A 16,398-nucleotide genomic window follows, 5' to 3' on the forward strand; every position below is an offset into this window, starting at 1 on the left:
CGTCCGGCTGCGGAACAGGGAGCGGTGCCCGTCGCGGGTGCCGCTCCCGTGGGACGGTTTCCCTCGTCTTCGCCCGAGCGGATGGGCAGACTGGCCCCATGACAGCGAGTTCGATGAGCAAGGGGTCCAATCTGTCCGTCGGTGCCTCCGTGGTGCGTGTCGAGCTCGCCTGGGCGGCGGGGCCCGGGGTGCCCGACATCGATGCCTCGGCGCTGCTTCTCACGGAGGGCGGGCGGGTGCGGGACGACGGGGACTTCGTCTTCTACAACCAGCCCCGTCACAAGTCCGCCGCCGTGACGCATCTCGGGAAGCGGAGTGCCACCGGGGCCGCGACCGACACCATGGAGGTCGATCTGGGCGCGGTCGAAGCGGCCGTCGAACGGATCGTGCTGTGCGCGTCGGCCGACGGCGGGACGTTCGGCCAGGTACCAGGGCTGGTCCTCAGGCTTCTCGACGCCGGCAACGGGACCGAGGTCGCCCGGTTCGACATGGCCGCGGGGACCGAGACCGCGTTCATCGGAGGGGAACTGTACCGGCGGCAGGGACAGTGGAAGTTCCGCGCGGTGGGGCAGGGGTACGCCTCCGGGCTTGCCGGGCTGGCCACGGACTTCGGCATCACCGTGGACGATCCCTCCCCGCCGGCCGTCGCCCCAGTGCCCGCTCCCGTTCCGCCGGCCCCGGCGTCTGTGCCGCCCGCGCCGCCCGTACCCGACCGGGCTCCCGCCCCTCACCCCCACCCGGAAGCCCCCAGGCTCACCAAGGGCGAGGAGCGGCTGCCCGTCGACATGCGCAAGCGGCTGTCCCTCCGCAAGGAGCAGGTGGCGGTCAGCCTGCGCAAGCACGGGGCGGCCGGGATCACCGCGCGCGTCATCCTCGTACTGGACGCCTCCGGGTCGATGTCCTTCCTGTACTCCAAGGGCACCGTGTCCGATGTCGTCGAGCGGATGGCCGCCGTCGCGGCGCAGCTGGACGACGACGGTGAGATGCAGGCCTGGACGTTCGCCTCGAACCCGGCGCGGCTGCCGGATCTGAGGCTCGGCGAGCTTCCCGAGTGGCTGCGGCTCCACGTGCGCGTGGGGGAGATGGGCCTCTTCCGTCGGGGCAGGAAGAAGGGACTGGAGCCCAGCCAGGTCGACATGCGGGACGTCGGAATCCAGAACGAGGAGCAGAAGGTCATCGCCGAGGTCCGCGCGTTCGTCCGGAACAACCCGGCGTCCGCCCCGACCCTCGTGCTGTTCTTCTCCGACGGCGGTGTCTACCGCAACAAGGAGATCGAACGTGAGCTTCGGGAGGCGGTCGAGGAACCCGTCTTCTGGCAGTTCGTGGGGCTGGGCAGGTCAAACTACGGCGTGCTGGAGCGGTTCGACACGCTGCCCGGTCGCCGCGTCGACAACGTCGGCTTCTTCGCCGTCGACGACATCGCCACCGTGCCGGACCCGGAGCTGTACGACCGTCTGCTGTCCGAGTTCCCGCTGTGGATCAAGGCCGCGAGGCACGCGGGCATCCTCTGAGGGCCGAACGGTCCGAACGGTCCGAACGGTCCGAACGGGCCGAACGAAACCGGACGAGGACCGGACGACGGCCGGTCCCATCCACCCGGCTCGCGCCCCCTGGGGCGGGCGTGGTTGCGCAGCCCGGCGCAGGCGGGGTGCCGTCGCGCCCACCCGTGCAGCCCCAGCGGCACGACTGCCCGCGGGTACGCCGGCGCCGATGCGGGAAGCGCAAGCCGACGGACGGGCCCCGGACAGCCGGCCGGGCCGGTCCGGCTACTCCGGCTGGTGCTCCGGCCCGCCGAAGTCCGGGCTGGAGTAGTCCGGACTGGTGTAGCTCGGTCGCGTGCCGCGGGTCGAGCCGTCGTCGGGGCTGGAGAAGCCCGGCCGGTCGTACCCGAGCTGTGGCATACGGCTGGCCGGCGCGGGCGGTGCCGTGTGCTGCAGCGCGGCGGCCGCCGCCGGGTCGGCGAGCGCGTCCCGCAGGAACGGGATGATCCCCCGCTTCAGCAGCGCCTCCCGCCAGGCGTCCCTGGCCCGCTTCACCTCCCCGTCGAGTTCGCGGTACGGGCCGCCGAGCGCCGAGGGCTTGTTGCGCAGTGCGGTGAGCAGCAGACCCACGGCGGCGACGAGGATGGCGACCGCCGTCACCGCGCCGAACACCCACCCCGTGGTGAGCATGGTGCGGGCGAACGCCGCCTCGGGGTCCAGCATGCGCAGGATGTAGCCGACGAGCAGGAATATCGCGGCCGCGGTCCCGGCGAGCACCGGTGCCAGGACGGCCACGACGGCCACGACGCCCGCACCGGCGGTCTCGGCGACCTCTCCCATGGTGGCGGCGAGCCCCGCCGCGCCCGTGTCCGGCTCGGCGGAGCCGGAGTCTCGGCCGGCCGGGGTGGACGGTGTCGGCGGCCGGCGCAGTTCCTCGCGGACCTTCACATAGTGCTGGTATTCGGTCGCCGCGGCCGCCGCGACGATCGCGGTGGCGTTGAGCGCCATGGTGCGCAGTTGTTCCGAGTTGAGCCGCTGTCCGACAGCGGCCAGTTCCGGGTTGTGTGGTGCGGAGCGCAGCGCCTCATCGAGAATCCGCTCGTATTCCTGGCGGTCCTCGCTCAGCAGGTGCTGCGGAACGCTGTTCATGTGCATCCCCCGATGCTCCGTAGGGCTTGGGGCTCGGCATGCTGACGAGCCGTCGGGCAGAAACGGAGGGGAGCCTGCTACGGATAAGCCGATGGTAGAGCGGTGACGGCGCGCGGTGACAGGGGGTTTACCGAAATTGCCGCTCTCGCGGTGCGGTCGCGGGCCGCCGGCAAGCGGCCCGTGGAACGGTCAGGCGCTCAGCGGCAGTTGCTGGACCAGCAGTTTTCCGGCCATGGTGACCCCGCCGTCCATCGCGATGGCCAGTCCGTCGGCGTAGACGTGCGGACCGGCGACCACGGGACCGCTGTCGTCCTCGCCGTCCTCGGAGCCGACCTCGCCCAGTAGATACGGGATGGGGCTGTGGCCGTGCACGACCCGGGTGCCGCCGTAGGTGTCCAGCAGGGAGCGCACCGCGTCGGCGCCGCCCTCGTCGCGGAAGGAGAACCGCTTGGTGAACTTGCGGAACAGGTCCCAGACCTCGTCCGCGTCGTTGCGGGTGAGCGTCTCGCGGACGGTGTCGTTGACCTCTTCGATGGAGCGGCCGTAGTCCAGGTAGGCGGTGGTGTCGGAGTGGAGCAGCAGATGGCCGTCGACCTCCTCGACGGCGTCGAGGCGGGCCATCCACTGGAGGTGGTGGTCCTGGAGGCGGTCCATGTCGGTCTTCTGGCCGCCGTTGAGCAGCCACGCCGCCTGGAAGGTGGCGGTGCCGGCCCCGGAGTTGACGGGGGTGTCGCCGAACCGCTTGGCGCCGAGCAGCAGCAGTTCATGGTTGCCCATGAGGGCCTTGCAGTAGCCGCCGGCCGCGGCGGCCTCGGCGGACAGCCGCATCACGAGGTCGATGACGCCGATGCCGTCCGGGCCGCGGTCGGTGAAGTCGCCCAGGAACCACAGCCGCGCGGTGCCGGCGCACCACTGCCCGGCCGAGTCGACGAGGTTCTGCTCCCGGAGGGCGGCGATCAGCTCGTCGAGGTATCCGTGGACGTCACCGACCACGTACAGCGGCCCGTGGCCGGTGGTGGACTGAGGGGCGGGCGCGGACACGGCGTCGACGGTCACCTGGACAGTGTCGCCCCGATTGATGACGGGGAGGTCCCGCTGGGTGGGCGTGTACCCCTCCGGATAGGTCTCCTCGGAGGGCGGGGCGGTGTTGCCGGGGTGGGTGCTCTGGGCATACGGACCGGTCTCGTGGACGTAAGCGGGTACCCGGAAGTCGCGCAACGTCGCCGTCCGCTCCACCTCGGGTCCCTGACCGGCCCCCTGAGTCATCGACCCCTCCACCATCGCGCCGCATCTGCACCGCATCGGACTGCCTGGTCGCAGCGGCCCGCGGTGTCGTGGGCCCATCATAGGAATGCGGATCGCGCTGTGTGATGACCCAGGGGTGGTGAATCGGAGCGAGACTCCGATTCGCTGCGGCTTTCGTCCCGTTTGGGGCGGTTTACGGCCGCCCTGTGACCGTTCCTGTCGCGCGCTCGCTGCCGGTGGCCGGCCCGCCTATGCCGGGTGGCCGGCCCGTTCTTGTCGGTGGACGCCCTCTACGCCCTCGCTCCGTGCCTCCGGAAGCGGGGCTCCACGCTCCGGTCCGCCGTGCGACCCGGCGGCGACCCGGGCTCACCTCCCCTTCGGCGACCTCGGCGGGCTGACCGTCCTGCGGGGCGGACGGCGCTGTGAGGAGGTGCGCACGATCAGCTCGGTCGGTATGACCTGCTCCACCGGTTGGTCGGAATCGACCCCTTCGATGGCGTCGATCAGCAGCTGGACCACCGCCGTGCCGATGCGGCGCGGTTTCAGGGACAGCGTGGTGACGGGCGGCTCGGTGTTGGCGTAGACGGTGGACTCGCTGCAGCAGACGAGCAGCAGGTCGTCCGGGACGCGGAGGCCGTAGCGGCGTGCGGCGGCGAGCAGGTCGGTGCCGTTGGGGTCGAAGAGGCCGTAGACGGCGTCGGGGCGGTCGGGGCGGGCCAGCAGCCGGTCGGCGGCAACGGCGCCCGCGCACGGATCGTGCGCCGGGTAGGCCTCGTACACCGGGTCCTGGCCCACGCGCTCGCACCAGCGCAGATACGCGGTGGTCGACAGGTGGGTGTAGGTGTCGGTGGTCGTGCCGGTGAGCAGGCCGATGCGGCGGGCGCCGGAGTCGGCGAGGTGGTCGAGGATGCCGAGAACGGCTGCCTCGTGGTCGTTGTCGACCCAGGCCGTGACCGGGAGCGAGCCGGCCGGGCGGCCGTCGGAGACGACCGGTAACCCCTGGCGGACGAGTTCGCTGACGACCGGGTCCTGGTCGGAGGGGTCGATGACGACCGTGCCGTCCAGCGCGACGTTGGACCACACGTCGTGGCGGGAGGTCGCGGGCAGGATGACGAGGGCGTAGCCGCGGGCGAGCGCGGCGGAGGTGGCGGCCCGCGCCATCTCGGCGAAGTACGCGAACTCGGTGAAGGTGAAAGGTTCATCCCCGTACGTCGTCACGGTCAGGCCGATGAGCCCGGACTTCCCGGTGCGGAGCGTACGGGCGGCGGCCGAGGGGCGGTACCCCAGTCTGTCAGCCACCTCGCGGACGTGGCGCCGGGTGGCGTCCGGGAGCCGGCCCTTGCCGTTGAGGGCGTCGGAGACGGTCGTGATGGAGACTCCGGCGGCGGCGGCCACGTCCCTGATGCCCGCTCGACCCGGCCGGCTGCCTCGGCGTGAGGTTTCCGCGCGGCTCACCTGGTGCTTCCCTGCTGCTGTCATGGCGAGCCGATAGTAGGGCTCATGCGGTGGGGTAGGGCGGACGCATATGCACGCATTGACAGGCACGTTTCTGCATGATCGTTAATGGTCAAGCCCCTTGGAAATAAAGGGTGTTGAACGTTTCCATGGCAGGACCTGACGTGTCGGCGCATGCGGGCCTGCCGACGGTGCGATGTTGCGAAGAGGTCTCAACTCACCTGCACGGGGGATGCGCGCCACGGCGCAAGCCACCGGCGCATAGATATATGTGCGGCGCGCCCCTGCCCCGCGCGCCCTTCGTACCTCTTCGGGTGATGTTGCGCCTGTTGCTGGCGTGACTCATGAGGCCCCGGAAGCTGACGAGGCCAGACGGGAGCGATCACCGCGCCTATACGCACCGGCGCCCAATCCTCATAAGGTGAGGAGTATTGGATGTCGGCGGCGGTCCTGGGCCGCCGGTCTTCGCGAGGAGGACTGCGGTGAGCGAGACGAGCCCCAAGCTGCGCGCCGAGCTGGAGGGGATTCCCACGTACAAGCCGGGCAAGCCGGCTGCGGCCGGGGGACCGGTGGCGTACAAGCTGTCCTCCAACGAGAACCCCTATCCGCCGCTGCCGGGCGTGATGGAGACCGTGGCGGCCGCGGCCTCCTCCTTCAACCGCTACCCGGACATGGCCTGTACGGCGCTGACGGCCGAGCTGTCCGAGCGCTTCGCCGTGCCGGTGTCCCACGTGGCCACCGGCACCGGCTCGGTCGGTGTCGCCCAGCAGCTGCTGCAGGCCACCGCGGGCCCCGGCGACGAGGTGATCTACGCCTGGCGGTCCTTCGAGGCGTACCCGATCATCACGCAGATCAGCGGTGCCACGTCGGTCCCGGTGCCGCTGACCTCGGGCGATGTGCACGACCTGGACGCGATGGCCGACGCGATCACCGACCGGACCCGGCTGATTTTCGTCTGCAACCCGAACAACCCCACCGGCACGGTGGTGCGGCGGGCCGAGCTGGAGCGTTTCCTCGACCGGGTGCCCGGTGACGTCCTGGTGGTGCTCGACGAGGCCTACCGCGAGTTCATCCGGGACACCGAGGTGCCGGACGGCCTTGAGATCTACCGGGAGCGGCCCAACGTCTGTGTACTGCGGACCTTCTCCAAGGCGTACGGCCTGGCGGGGCTGCGCGTCGGTTTCGCCATCGCGCAGGAGCCGGTGGCCGCGGCGCTGCGCAAGACGGCGGTGCCGTTCGGGGTGAGCCAGATCGCGCAGGACGCGGCGATCGCGTCGCTGCAGGCCGAGGACGAGCTGATCGGCCGGGTCGGCTCGCTGGTGTGCGAGCGCAACCGGGTGATGGAAGGGCTACGCGCCCAGGGCTGGACGGTGCCCGAGAGCCAGGCCAACTTCGTGTGGCTGCGGCTGGGGGAGCGCACGGTGCCGTTCGCGCAGGCGTGCGAGCAGGCGGGTGTGGTCATCCGGCCGTTCGCCGGGGAGGGTGTGCGGGTCACCGTCGGCGAGACCGAGGCGAACGACATCTTCCTGAAGGTCACGGAGGACTTCCGCAAGGAGGTCTGATCAGCGCGCACGTTGAGGCGGCCGGCGGGCATCCGCCGGCCGCCTTCGCATGTTCCGGCGGAGCCGGTGTTCGAGACCGTTGTTCCGAAGACGGCGCGAAGGGGTTGACATCACAGGGGACCCCCCTTCCTGGTCGGAAAAGCAGTAAGTCATAATTGCTTGTGAATGTGAACGCGTTCACAAGCGCATCCCGTTTTCCCGAGATGCGCGGGGATGAACGGGATCAAGCGGTCACAGCCACCGCTGAGTAACAAGCGGTCGCTGTGACCACCGCTGAGTAAGGAGCGACGACGTGGATCTTGCTCTGGCGCCGGAGACCCTGGCGCGATGGCAGTTCGGTATCACCACCGTCTACCACTTCCTCTTCGTTCCCCTGACGATCTCGCTGGCCGCCCTCACCGCCGGGCTGCAGACCGCCTGGGTGCGCACCGGGAAGGAGAAGTACCTCAGGGCGACGAAGTTCTGGGGCAAGCTCTTCCTGATCAACATCGCGATGGGTGTGGTAACCGGCATCGTCCAGGAGTTCCAGTTCGGCATGAACTGGTCCGACTACTCGCGGTTCGTCGGTGACGTCTTCGGGGCCCCGCTCGCCTTCGAGGCGCTGATCGCCTTCTTCTTCGAGTCCACCTTCATCGGCCTGTGGATCTTCGGCTGGGACCGGCTGCCCAAGAAGATCCACCTGGCCTGCATCTGGATGGTCTCGATCGGCACCCTGCTGTCGGCGTACTTCATCCTCGCCGCCAACTCCTGGATGCAGCACCCGGTCGGCTACCGGATCAACGAGGAGAAGGGCCGCGCGGAGCTCACCGACTTCTGGCTGGTGCTCACCCAGAACACGACGCTCAACCAGGTCTTCCACAGCTTCTCGGCCGCCTTCCTCACCGGCGGCGCCTTCATGGTGGGCATCGCCGCCTTCCACCTGATGCGCAAGAAGCACATCCCCGTGATGCGCACCTCGCTCCGGCTCGGCCTCGTCACCCTGGCGGTCGGCGGACTCCTCACCGCGGTCAGCGGCGACACCCTCGGCAAGGTCATGTACGAGCAGCAGCCGATGAAGATGGCCGCCGCGGAGGCCCTGTGGGACGGCGAGGAACCGGCGCCCTTCTCCGTGTTCGCCTACGGGGACGTCGACAAGGGACACAACGAGGTCGCCCTGGAGGTACCCGGCCTGCTGTCCTTCCTCGCCCATAGCGACTTCGAGTCCTACGTGCCCGGCATCAACGACACCAACGAGGCCCTCCAGGAGAAGTTCGGCCCCGGGGACTACAAGCCCATCGTCCCCGTCGCCTACTGGGGCTTCCGCTGGATGATCGGCTTCGGCATGGCCTCGTTCTCGCTCGGTCTGTTCGGTCTGTGGCTCACCCGCAGAAAGTTCCTGCTGCCTGCTGCCCACCGCACCGGGGAGGATGAGGTGCCGCACCTGATGCTGCTGAAGAAGCCGCTCGGCTCCCGGCTCACCCGGCTGTACTGGCTCCTGGCGCTGTGGACCATGGCGTTCCCGCTCATCGCCAACGCCTGGGGCTGGATCTTCACCGAGATGGGCCGTCAGCCCTGGGTGGTCTACGGCGTGATGCGGACCGAGGACGCCGTCTCCCCCGGTGTCTCCACCGCCGAGGTCATCACCTCGATGTCCGTCTTCACCCTGCTCTACGCCGTCCTTGCCGTCATCGAGGTCAGGCTGCTCGCCAAGTACGTCAAGGCCGGCCCGCCCGAGCTCAGCGAGTCCGACCTCAATCCGCCCACGAGGCTCGGCGGCGACGTGCGTGACGCCGACAAGCCGATGGCCTTCTCGTACTAGGCCGAGGGAGCCGTACTGTCATGGAACTGCACGACGTCTGGTTCGTTCTGATCGCCGTCCTGTGGACCGGCTACTTCTTTCTTGAGGGCTTTGACTTCGGGGTGGGCATCCTCACTCGGCTGCTGGCCCGGGACCGGGCCGAGAAGCGGGTGCTGATCAACACCATCGGTCCCGTCTGGGACGGCAACGAGGTGTGGCTGCTCACGGCCGGCGGTGCCACTTTTGCCGCCTTCCCCGAGTGGTACGCCACGCTCTTCTCCGGCTTCTACCTTCCGCTGCTGGTCATCCTGGTCTGCCTGATCATCCGTGGCGTCGCCTTCGAGTACCGGGCGAAGCGGCCGGAGGAGAGCTGGCAGCGCAACTGGGAGACGGCGATCTTCTGGACCTCGCTGCTCCCGGCGTTCCTGTGGGGTGTGACCTTCGGCAACATCGTGCGCGGGGTGAAGATCGACGCCGATTTCGAGTATGTGGGGAGCTTCTGGGATCTGCTCAACCCGTACGCCCTGCTGGGCGGTCTGGTCACCCTGACGCTGTTCACCTTCCACGGCACGGTGTTCACGGCGCTCAAGACGGTCGGTGAGATCCGGGAACGGGCACGCAGGCTGGCCCTGCGCGTGGGGCTCGTCACCGCCGTACTGGCGTCGGCCTTCCTGCTGTGGACGCAGGCCGGCAACGGTGACGGCACCAGCCTGGTCGCGCTGGCCGTCGCGGTCGCCGCGCTGGTCGCCGCCCTGCTGGCGAACCGGGCCGGACGCGAGGGATGGTCGTTCACCCTGTCCGGCATCACCATCGTGGCCGCCGTGGCGATGCTCTTCCTGACCCTGTTCCCGAACGTCATGCCGTCCACGCTCGACGCGGACTGGAGCCTCACCGTCACCAACGCCTCCTCCAGCCCCTACACCCTGAAGATCATGACCTGGCTGGCGGTGATCGCCACACCGGTAGTGCTGCTTTACCAGGGCTGGACGTACTGGGTGTTCCGCAAGCGGATCGGCACCCAGCACATCGCCGATCCCGTGCACTGAGGTGTGTTTCACGTGAAACCAATCGACCCGCGACTGCTCCGGTACGCGCGTGCCACCCGAGGCTTCCTGGTGGCGGTCGTCGGCCTGGGCGCCCTCGGCGCGGTGCTGGTCATCGCCCAGGCCATGCTCATCGCCGAGATCGTGGTGGGCGCGTTCGAGGACGGTCTGTCCGTCGGCGACCTGAGCACTCCCCTGCTGCTGCTCGCGGTCGTCGCGGCCGGCCGGGGTCTGGTCGGCTGGCTGACCGAACTGGCCGCGCACCGGGCGAGCGCGGCGGTGAAGTCGGAGCTGCGGGGCCGGCTGCTGAGCCGGGCGACGGCTCTGGGGCCGGAGTGGCTTGCCGGACAGCGCACCGGATCGCTGGTCACCCTGGCGACCCGGGGAGTCGACGCGCTCGACGGCTACTTCTCCCGCTACCTCCCCCAGCTGGGTCTCGCGGTGGTCGTACCGGTGGCGGTGCTGGCGCGAATCGTCACCGAGGAATGGGTCTCGGCGGCGATCATCGTCGGCACGCTGCCGCTCATCCCGGTCTTCATGGTGCTGATCGGCTGGGCCACCCAGTCCCGGATGGACCGTCAGTGGCTGCTGCTGTCCCAGCTCTCCGGCCACTTCCTCGATGTCGTCGCCGGGCTGCCGACGCTGAAGGTGTTCGGACGGGCCAAGGCCCAGGCGGAGTCGATCCGGCGCATCACCGCCGAGTACCGGCGGGCCACCATGCGCACGCTGCGGATCGCCTTCATCTCCTCCTTCGCGCTCGAACTGCTCGCCACGCTCTCGGTGGCACTCGTCGCCGTGACCATCGGCATGCGGCTCGTGTACGGCGAGATGGACCTCTACACCGGCCTGCTCATCCTGATCCTGGCGCCGGAGGCCTATCTGCCGCTGCGGCAGGTGGGCGCCCAGTACCACGCGGCGGCGGAGGGCCTTGGGGCAGCCGAGGAGATCTTCGCCGTACTGGAGACACCCGTCCCCGCCCCCGGAACCGGCGCGGTGCCGACGGGCGCCGTCTCCTTCGAGGACGTGACGGTCCGCTATCCGGGCCGGGACACGGACGCCGTGACCGGTGTGTCCTTCACGGTCGCCCCCGGGGAGACCGTCGCGCTCATCGGGCCGAGCGGAGCGGGGAAGTCGACCCTGCTGCACCTACTGCTGGGGTTCGTCCGGCCTGCGGAGGGACGGGTGCGGATCGGTGGCGCCGATATGGCCGGGCTCGATCTCGCCGCATGGCACAGCCGCGTGGCCTGGGTGCCGCAGCGGCCGCATCTGTACGCCGGGACGATCGCGGAGAACATACGGCTGGCCCGGCCCGGGGCGGACGACGACGCCGTACGGCGCGCGCTGCGGGACGCGGGCGCGCTGGAGTTCGTGGACGCGCTGCCCGAGGGCACGGACACCGTGCTCGGAGAGGACGGAGCGGGACTGTCGGCCGGGCAGCGGCAGCGGCTCGCGCTGGCCCGCGCGTTTCTCGCGGACCGGCCCGTCCTGCTGCTCGACGAGCCGACGGCCGCGCTGGACGGCGCCACCGAGGCGGAGGTCGTGGCGGCGGTGCGGCGGCTGGCGGCCGGCCGGACGGTGCTGCTCGTGGTGCACCGGCCGGCTCTGCTGGCCGTCGCGGACCGGGTGGTGCGGCTGGCGGAACCGGCCCCTGCCCAGTCCCACGGAGAACCCGTGCGCCCGGTGACCGGTCTCCCGGAGGACCCGGCAGTGGGGCCGGCCGAGGACGGTGTGTACGCCGTGGAGCCGCCGCCGGACGGTCCGCTCCCCGGCGCCTCCGCCGGGACCGGGGCGGACCCGGTACCGGGCGGTGTCCTGGCCCGCGTCCGCGCCCTGTCCGGCGCCCGGCGGGGGAGGCTCACGCTCGCGCTGCTGCTCGGCAGCCTCGCCCTGGGCAGCGTCGTCGGGCTCATGGCGACGTCCGGATGGCTCATCTCGCGGGCATCGGAGCAGCCGCCCGTGCTGTATCTGATGGTGGCCGTGACGGCCACCCGGGCCTTCGGCATCGGGCGAGCCGTGTTCCGCTACGCCGAGCGGCTCGTGTCGCACGACGCCGTCCTGCGCATGCTGGCCGACACCCGGGTCGCGGTCTACCGGCGCCTCGAACGGCTGGCGCCCGCCGGGCTGCGCGGCTCCCGCCGGGGCGACCTGCTCTCCCGTCTGGTCTCCGATGTGGACGCCCTCCAGGACTACTGGCTGCGCTGGCTGCTGCCGGCCGGTGCGGCCGTGGCCGTCTCCGCCCTGTCCGTCGGCTTCACCGCGTGGCTGCTGCCCGAGGCCGGGGCCGTGCTCGCGGCCGGGCTGCTCGCGGCGGGCGCCGGCGTGCCCCTGCTGACCGGTGCCGTGGCCCGCCGTGCGGAACGCAGGCTGGCACCGGCCCGAGGCGTCCTCGCGACCCGGGTGACCGATGTGCTCACCGGCACCGCCGAACTGACCGTCGCCGGTGCCCTGCCCGCACGGACCGCCGAGGCGCACCGGGCCGACGGCGCACTCACCCGGATCGCCTCGCGCGCGGCCACCGCCACCGCGCTCGGCGACGGGCTCACCGCACTGATCTCGGGGCTGACCGTCGCGGCCGCCGCGGTCGCCGGCGTCGGGGCCGTGGCCACCGGGCGGCTGGACGGTGTGGCCCTGGCCGTCGTGATCCTCACCCCGCTGGCCGCGTTCGAGGCCGTCCTCGGAATGCCGCTCGCCGTGCAATACCGGCAGCGGGTGCGCCGGAGCGCCGAGCGCGTGTACGAGGTTCTGGACGCCCCGGTGCCGGTACGGGAGCCGGAGCCGCCCCGGCAGGCGCCCGTGTCCCCGTTCCCGCTCGTCGTCAAGGGGCTGGCCGCCCGGCACGCCGGGCAGAGCCGGGACGCACTCGCCGGGCTGGACCTGACCCTGGAACGGGACCGCCGTGTCGCGGTGGTCGGCGCCTCCGGGTCGGGCAAGACGACACTCGCCCAGGTGCTGCTGCGGTTCCTGAACCCGGGCGCGGGCTCGTACACGCTGGCCGGTGTGGACGCGTGCGCCCTCGACGGCGACGACGTACGGCGGCTGGTCGGCCTGTGTGCGCAGGACGCGCACCTGTTCAACAGCTCGATACGGGAGAACCTGCTACTCGCCCGGAAGGACGCGACCGAGGACGAGCTGCGCGACGCGCTCGGCAGGGCCCGGCTGCTGGAATGGGCCGACGGCCTGCCCGAAGGGCTCGACACGCTCGTCGGTGAGCACGGGGCGCGGCTGTCCGGCGGACAGCGGCAACGGCTGGCGCTCGCCCGGGCACTGCTCGCGGATTTCCCCGTGCTGGTACTGGACGAACCCGCGGAACACCTCGACCTGCGGACCGCCGACGCGCTCACCGCCGATCTGCTCGCGGCCACCGAGGGCCGCACGACCCTGCTCATCACCCATCGGCTGGCCGGCCTGGAGGCGGTGGACGAGGTCGTCGTGCTGGACGGGGGACGGGTGGTCCAGCGCGGACCGTACGCGGAACTCCGCGCTGTGGACGGCCCGTTGCGGGAGATGGCGCGGCGGGAGGAGGACGCGGAACTGCTGGTGGCGGCCCGTTAGACAGACGGCGTCACAGGGCGGTTGTGTGTGACAGGACGTCAAGCTCCTACCGGCGAAGGCTGTTCGGCGGTATGGATGGGCCGTCCGGGGTGAGTGCTCCCCCATGTGTACGACGTGAACAGGACCGCGTGCCGGGACGGGGTCCAGGATCGCAGTCATGCGCTTCACTCGCCGCCATCCGCTGCTCGTCGCCGTGTTGCTGTGCGCGCTTGCCGTGCTCGCCGCCCGGCCCGCCGACCGCGACGGCTCCCACGCCCCCGGCCACGGTTCCGCCTCCGGCATCGGCGCGGAGGTGGCGCGGCTGTACGAGGAGGCGGCCACGGCGACGGAACGGTACGAGGCCGGCCGCCGTGAGGCGGAGCAGCAGCGGGCCAGGGCCCAGCGGCTGGAAAAGCGGATCGACCGGGAGCGGCAGGAGATGGCCGGCCTGCGCAAGGGCCTGGGCCGCATCGCCAGCTCCCAGTACCGGGACGGCGGTGGGCTGCCCCTCACCGCGCACATGCTGCTCGCGGACGATCCCGACGAACTGATGCGCAGTCAGCGGGCGGTCGCACAGGCCGAGGTGACGCTGGACAAGGCGATCGACAGGAGCGAGCGGGCCGAGGCCCGGCTGGTCCGGGACGAGGCGAAGGCCGCGGCGGCTTGGCGGAGGCTGGAGAAGCGGAACGAGGAACTCGCCGGCCTGAAGCAGCGCATCGAGGCCAAGCTCGAAACGGCGCGGTGGAAGCTGCAGGGGCAGGCGGACGCCTCGGTCGCGGCGGGCGCCTGCCGCGGCGCGGTCCGGCTGGACCAGCCGGAGACGCGGTTCGACCGCAGCTGGGTGGCGCCGGTGGAGACGTACGCGCTGTCCGCGTCGTACGGCAGCGGCGGCGCGCGGTGGGCGAACCGGCACTCCGGGCAGGACTTCGCGGTGCCGATCGGCACGCCGGTGCGGGCCGTGGGGACCGGCAAGGTGGTGAAGGTGTCCTGCGGAGGGGCCTTCGGCATCGAGATCGTGGTCCAGCACGCGGGCGGCTACTACACCCAGTACGCCCATCTCGCCGCGGTCGCCGTCGACCAGGGCGACCGGGTGACGCCCGGGCAGTGGATCGGGCAGTCCGGTACCAGTGGCAACTCCACGGGGCCGCATCTGCACTTCGAGGTGCGGGTCACCCCCGAGATGGGCTCGGCCGTGAACCCCGTGACGTGGCTGGCCCGGCACGGGGTGGCGCTCTGAGCGGCTACAGGCGCCCGTCGATCAGCTGCTCGATCACCACGGCCACACCGTCGTCGTTGTTGGCGACGGTGCGGCCCGAGGCGGCGGCGAGCACGTCCGGGTGCGCGTTGCCCATCGCGTAGGAGCGGCCCGCCCAGGTCAGCATCTCGACATCGTTCGGCATGTCCCCGAAGGCGACGACCTCCTCATGGGAGATGCCGCGCTCGGCGCAGCACAAGGCCAGCGTGCTGGCCTTGGACACCCCCGGGCCGCTGATCTCCAGGAGTGCGCTGGGGCTGGAGCGGGTGACGTCGGCGCGGTCGCCGATGGCGATCCGGGCCAGGGTGAGAAAGGCGTCGGGATCCAGCTCGGGGTGGTAGGCGAGGATCTTGAGCACCGGTTCGCCCGCGGTATGGGAGTCCGGGGCCAGCAGGTCCTCGGCGGGGGCGAGGGTGTCCGGGATCTCCATGTGCAGCTTCGGGTAGTCGGGCTCCTGGTTGAAGCCGTAGGTCTGCTCGACGGCGTACACGGTGCCGGGGGCTGCGTCGCGCAGCAGTTGGACCACGTCGAGGGCGTTCTTGCGGGGCAACTCGCGGACCTTCACGAACCGGTGGGTACCGGGGCCGCCGTGCAGGTCGACGACGGCCGCACCGTTTCCGCAGATGGCGAGGCCGTGGCCGTGGACATGGTCGCTGACGACGTCCATCCAGCGGGCCGGGCGGCCGGTGACGAAGAAGACCTCGACGCCGGCCTCCTCGGCGGCGGCCAGTGCGGCGATGGTGCGGGGGGAGACCGACTTGTCGTCGCGCAGCAGGGTGCCGTCGAGGTCGGTCGCGATGAGCCGCGGTGGGGTGAGGGCTGCCGGGGTCTCGGGCTGTCGGGTCGCTGAAGTCACCCGGCCATTGTCCCGCATATGCCCGCACGACCGTTCGGGACTCCGCGCATCTGAGTGATTACCGCCGTCACCAGCGGTCTTCTCGCTGGTGCGGCGGGGCGGGCTGCCGTCCTGGCTCACCGCAGCTGTGCCGGTGCTTCCATGGCGATGCGTTCGAAGACCTTCTGGTCCGCGGCGAAGTCCGTGTCCGGGATGGGCCAGTGGACAACGATCTCCGTGAATCCCAGCTCGATGTGGCGGCCCGCGAAGTCGACGAAGGCGTCCAGGGACTCCAGCGGACGGTTCCGGTCCGGGGTGAATCCGGTGAGCAGGATTTTGTCCAGTCCGGTCATGTCCCGGCCGATTGCGGCGCACGCGTCGGCCAGCCTCTCCGCCTGACCGCGAATGGCCTGAACAGACTGTTCGGGCGTGCCGCTCTCGTACAGCTTGGGATCGCCCGTGGTCACCCACGCCTGCCCGTGGCGCGCCGCGAGCCGCAGTCCGCGCGGTCCGGTGGCCGCCACCGCGAAGGGGAGCCGGGGCCGCTGTACACAGCCCGGGATGTTGTGTGCCTCGTGCGCCGCGTAGAAGTCGCCCTCGTAGGAGACCGAGTCATCTGTGAGCAGCCGGTCGAGCAGCGGCACGAACTCGGCGAAGCGGTCGGCACGCTCGCGCGGGGTCCACGGCTCCTGGCCGAGCGCGGTGGCGTCGAAGCCGGTGCCACCGGCGCCGATGCCGAGGGTGACACGGCCGCCGGAGATGTCGTCGAGGGAGATCAGTTCCTTGGCGAGGGTGACCGGGTGCCGGAAGTTCGGCGAGGTCACGAGCGTGCCGAGGCGCATCCGGTCGGTGACGGCCGCGGCGGCGGTCAGGGTGGGGACGGCGCCGAACCACGGGCCGTCCCGGAAGCTGCGCCAGGACAGATGGTCGTAGGTGTAGCCCGTGTGGAAGCCGAGTTCCTCGGCGCGCATCCATGCCATACGGCTGCCTTCGTGCCAGCGGCGGTAGGGGAGGATCACGGTGCTCAGGCGCAGACTCATGGCCCTGAGCCTATGCCGCCGCCGC

At 71.0% G+C, this 16,398-nt stretch carries 11 protein-coding genes; 6 read left to right on the plus strand and 5 right to left on the minus strand.

Annotation, left to right across the window (positions count from 1 at the left end; genetic code table 11):
* Positions 1-98 precede the first annotated feature (98 nt).
* Positions 99-1,511 (plus strand): VWA domain-containing protein, encoded by a 1,413-nt coding sequence (locus AB0L56_RS06530; RefSeq protein ID WP_365419658.1) that lies wholly within the window; start codon positions 99-101, stop codon positions 1,509-1,511.
* Positions 1,512-1,766: 255 nt separating this feature from the next.
* Here the strand turns inward: AB0L56_RS06530 and AB0L56_RS06535 are convergent, their stop codons facing one another.
* From AB0L56_RS06535 to AB0L56_RS06545, 3 genes are all read right to left on the minus strand, one after another.
* Positions 1,767-2,636 carry a hypothetical protein gene (locus AB0L56_RS06535; RefSeq protein ID WP_365419661.1) on the minus strand — a complete coding sequence of 290 codons (870 nt, stop codon included), beginning with the start codon at positions 2,634-2,636 and terminating at the stop codon, positions 1,767-1,769.
* A 183-nt stretch (positions 2,637-2,819) separates the two neighbouring features.
* A complete protein-coding gene (locus AB0L56_RS06540; RefSeq protein WP_361026841.1) occupies positions 2,820-3,911 on the minus strand; it encodes a metallophosphoesterase in 1,092 nt (363 codons plus the stop codon).
* Positions 3,912-4,241: 330 nt separating this feature from the next.
* The gene (locus tag AB0L56_RS06545; protein ID WP_361026844.1) at positions 4,242-5,354 is read right to left on the minus strand and encodes a LacI family DNA-binding transcriptional regulator; all 1,113 of its coding nucleotides are present in this window, start codon (positions 5,352-5,354) and stop codon (positions 4,242-4,244) included.
* 458 nt (positions 5,355-5,812) lie between these two features.
* On the opposite strand from AB0L56_RS06545, the gene hisC reads away from it, so the two are divergent.
* The 5 genes from hisC to AB0L56_RS06570 all read left to right on the plus strand — a co-directional run bounded on the left by hisC (position 5,813) and on the right by AB0L56_RS06570 (position 14,480).
* A complete protein-coding gene (gene hisC, locus AB0L56_RS06550; RefSeq protein ID WP_361026847.1) occupies positions 5,813-6,892 on the plus strand; it encodes a histidinol-phosphate transaminase in 1,080 nt (359 codons plus the stop codon).
* 292 nt (positions 6,893-7,184) lie between these two features.
* On the plus strand, positions 7,185-8,690 hold the full coding sequence (locus AB0L56_RS06555; protein WP_365419666.1) for a cytochrome ubiquinol oxidase subunit I: 1,506 nt from the start codon (positions 7,185-7,187) through the stop codon (positions 8,688-8,690).
* A gap of 20 nt (positions 8,691-8,710) precedes the next feature.
* On the plus strand, positions 8,711-9,715 hold the full coding sequence (gene cydB / locus AB0L56_RS06560) for a cytochrome d ubiquinol oxidase subunit II (protein WP_365419667.1): 1,005 nt from the start codon (positions 8,711-8,713) through the stop codon (positions 9,713-9,715).
* A gap of 12 nt (positions 9,716-9,727) precedes the next feature.
* Positions 9,728-13,264 carry a thiol reductant ABC exporter subunit CydD gene (cydD, locus tag AB0L56_RS06565; protein WP_365419669.1) on the plus strand — a complete coding sequence of 1,179 codons (3,537 nt, stop codon included), beginning with the start codon at positions 9,728-9,730 and terminating at the stop codon, positions 13,262-13,264.
* A 157-nt stretch (positions 13,265-13,421) separates the two neighbouring features.
* Positions 13,422-14,480, plus strand: coding sequence for a peptidoglycan DD-metalloendopeptidase family protein (locus tag AB0L56_RS06570; protein ID WP_365419672.1), 1,059 nt, complete (start codon positions 13,422-13,424; stop codon positions 14,478-14,480).
* A gap of 4 nt (positions 14,481-14,484) precedes the next feature.
* Here the strand turns inward: AB0L56_RS06570 and AB0L56_RS06575 are convergent, their stop codons facing one another.
* Together AB0L56_RS06575 and AB0L56_RS06580 are read right to left on the minus strand one after the other, a co-directional pair.
* Positions 14,485-15,372, minus strand: coding sequence for an HAD family hydrolase (locus AB0L56_RS06575; RefSeq protein ID WP_361026862.1), 888 nt, complete (start codon positions 15,370-15,372; stop codon positions 14,485-14,487).
* Positions 15,373-15,470: 98 nt separating this feature from the next.
* A complete protein-coding gene (locus tag AB0L56_RS06580; RefSeq protein WP_361026865.1) occupies positions 15,471-16,373 on the minus strand; it encodes an LLM class flavin-dependent oxidoreductase in 903 nt (300 codons plus the stop codon).
* Positions 16,374-16,398 lie beyond the last annotated feature (25 nt).

Source organism: Streptomyces sp. NPDC052079, from assembly GCF_040680275.1.
GTDB lineage: Bacteria > Actinomycetota > Actinomycetes > Streptomycetales > Streptomycetaceae > Streptomyces.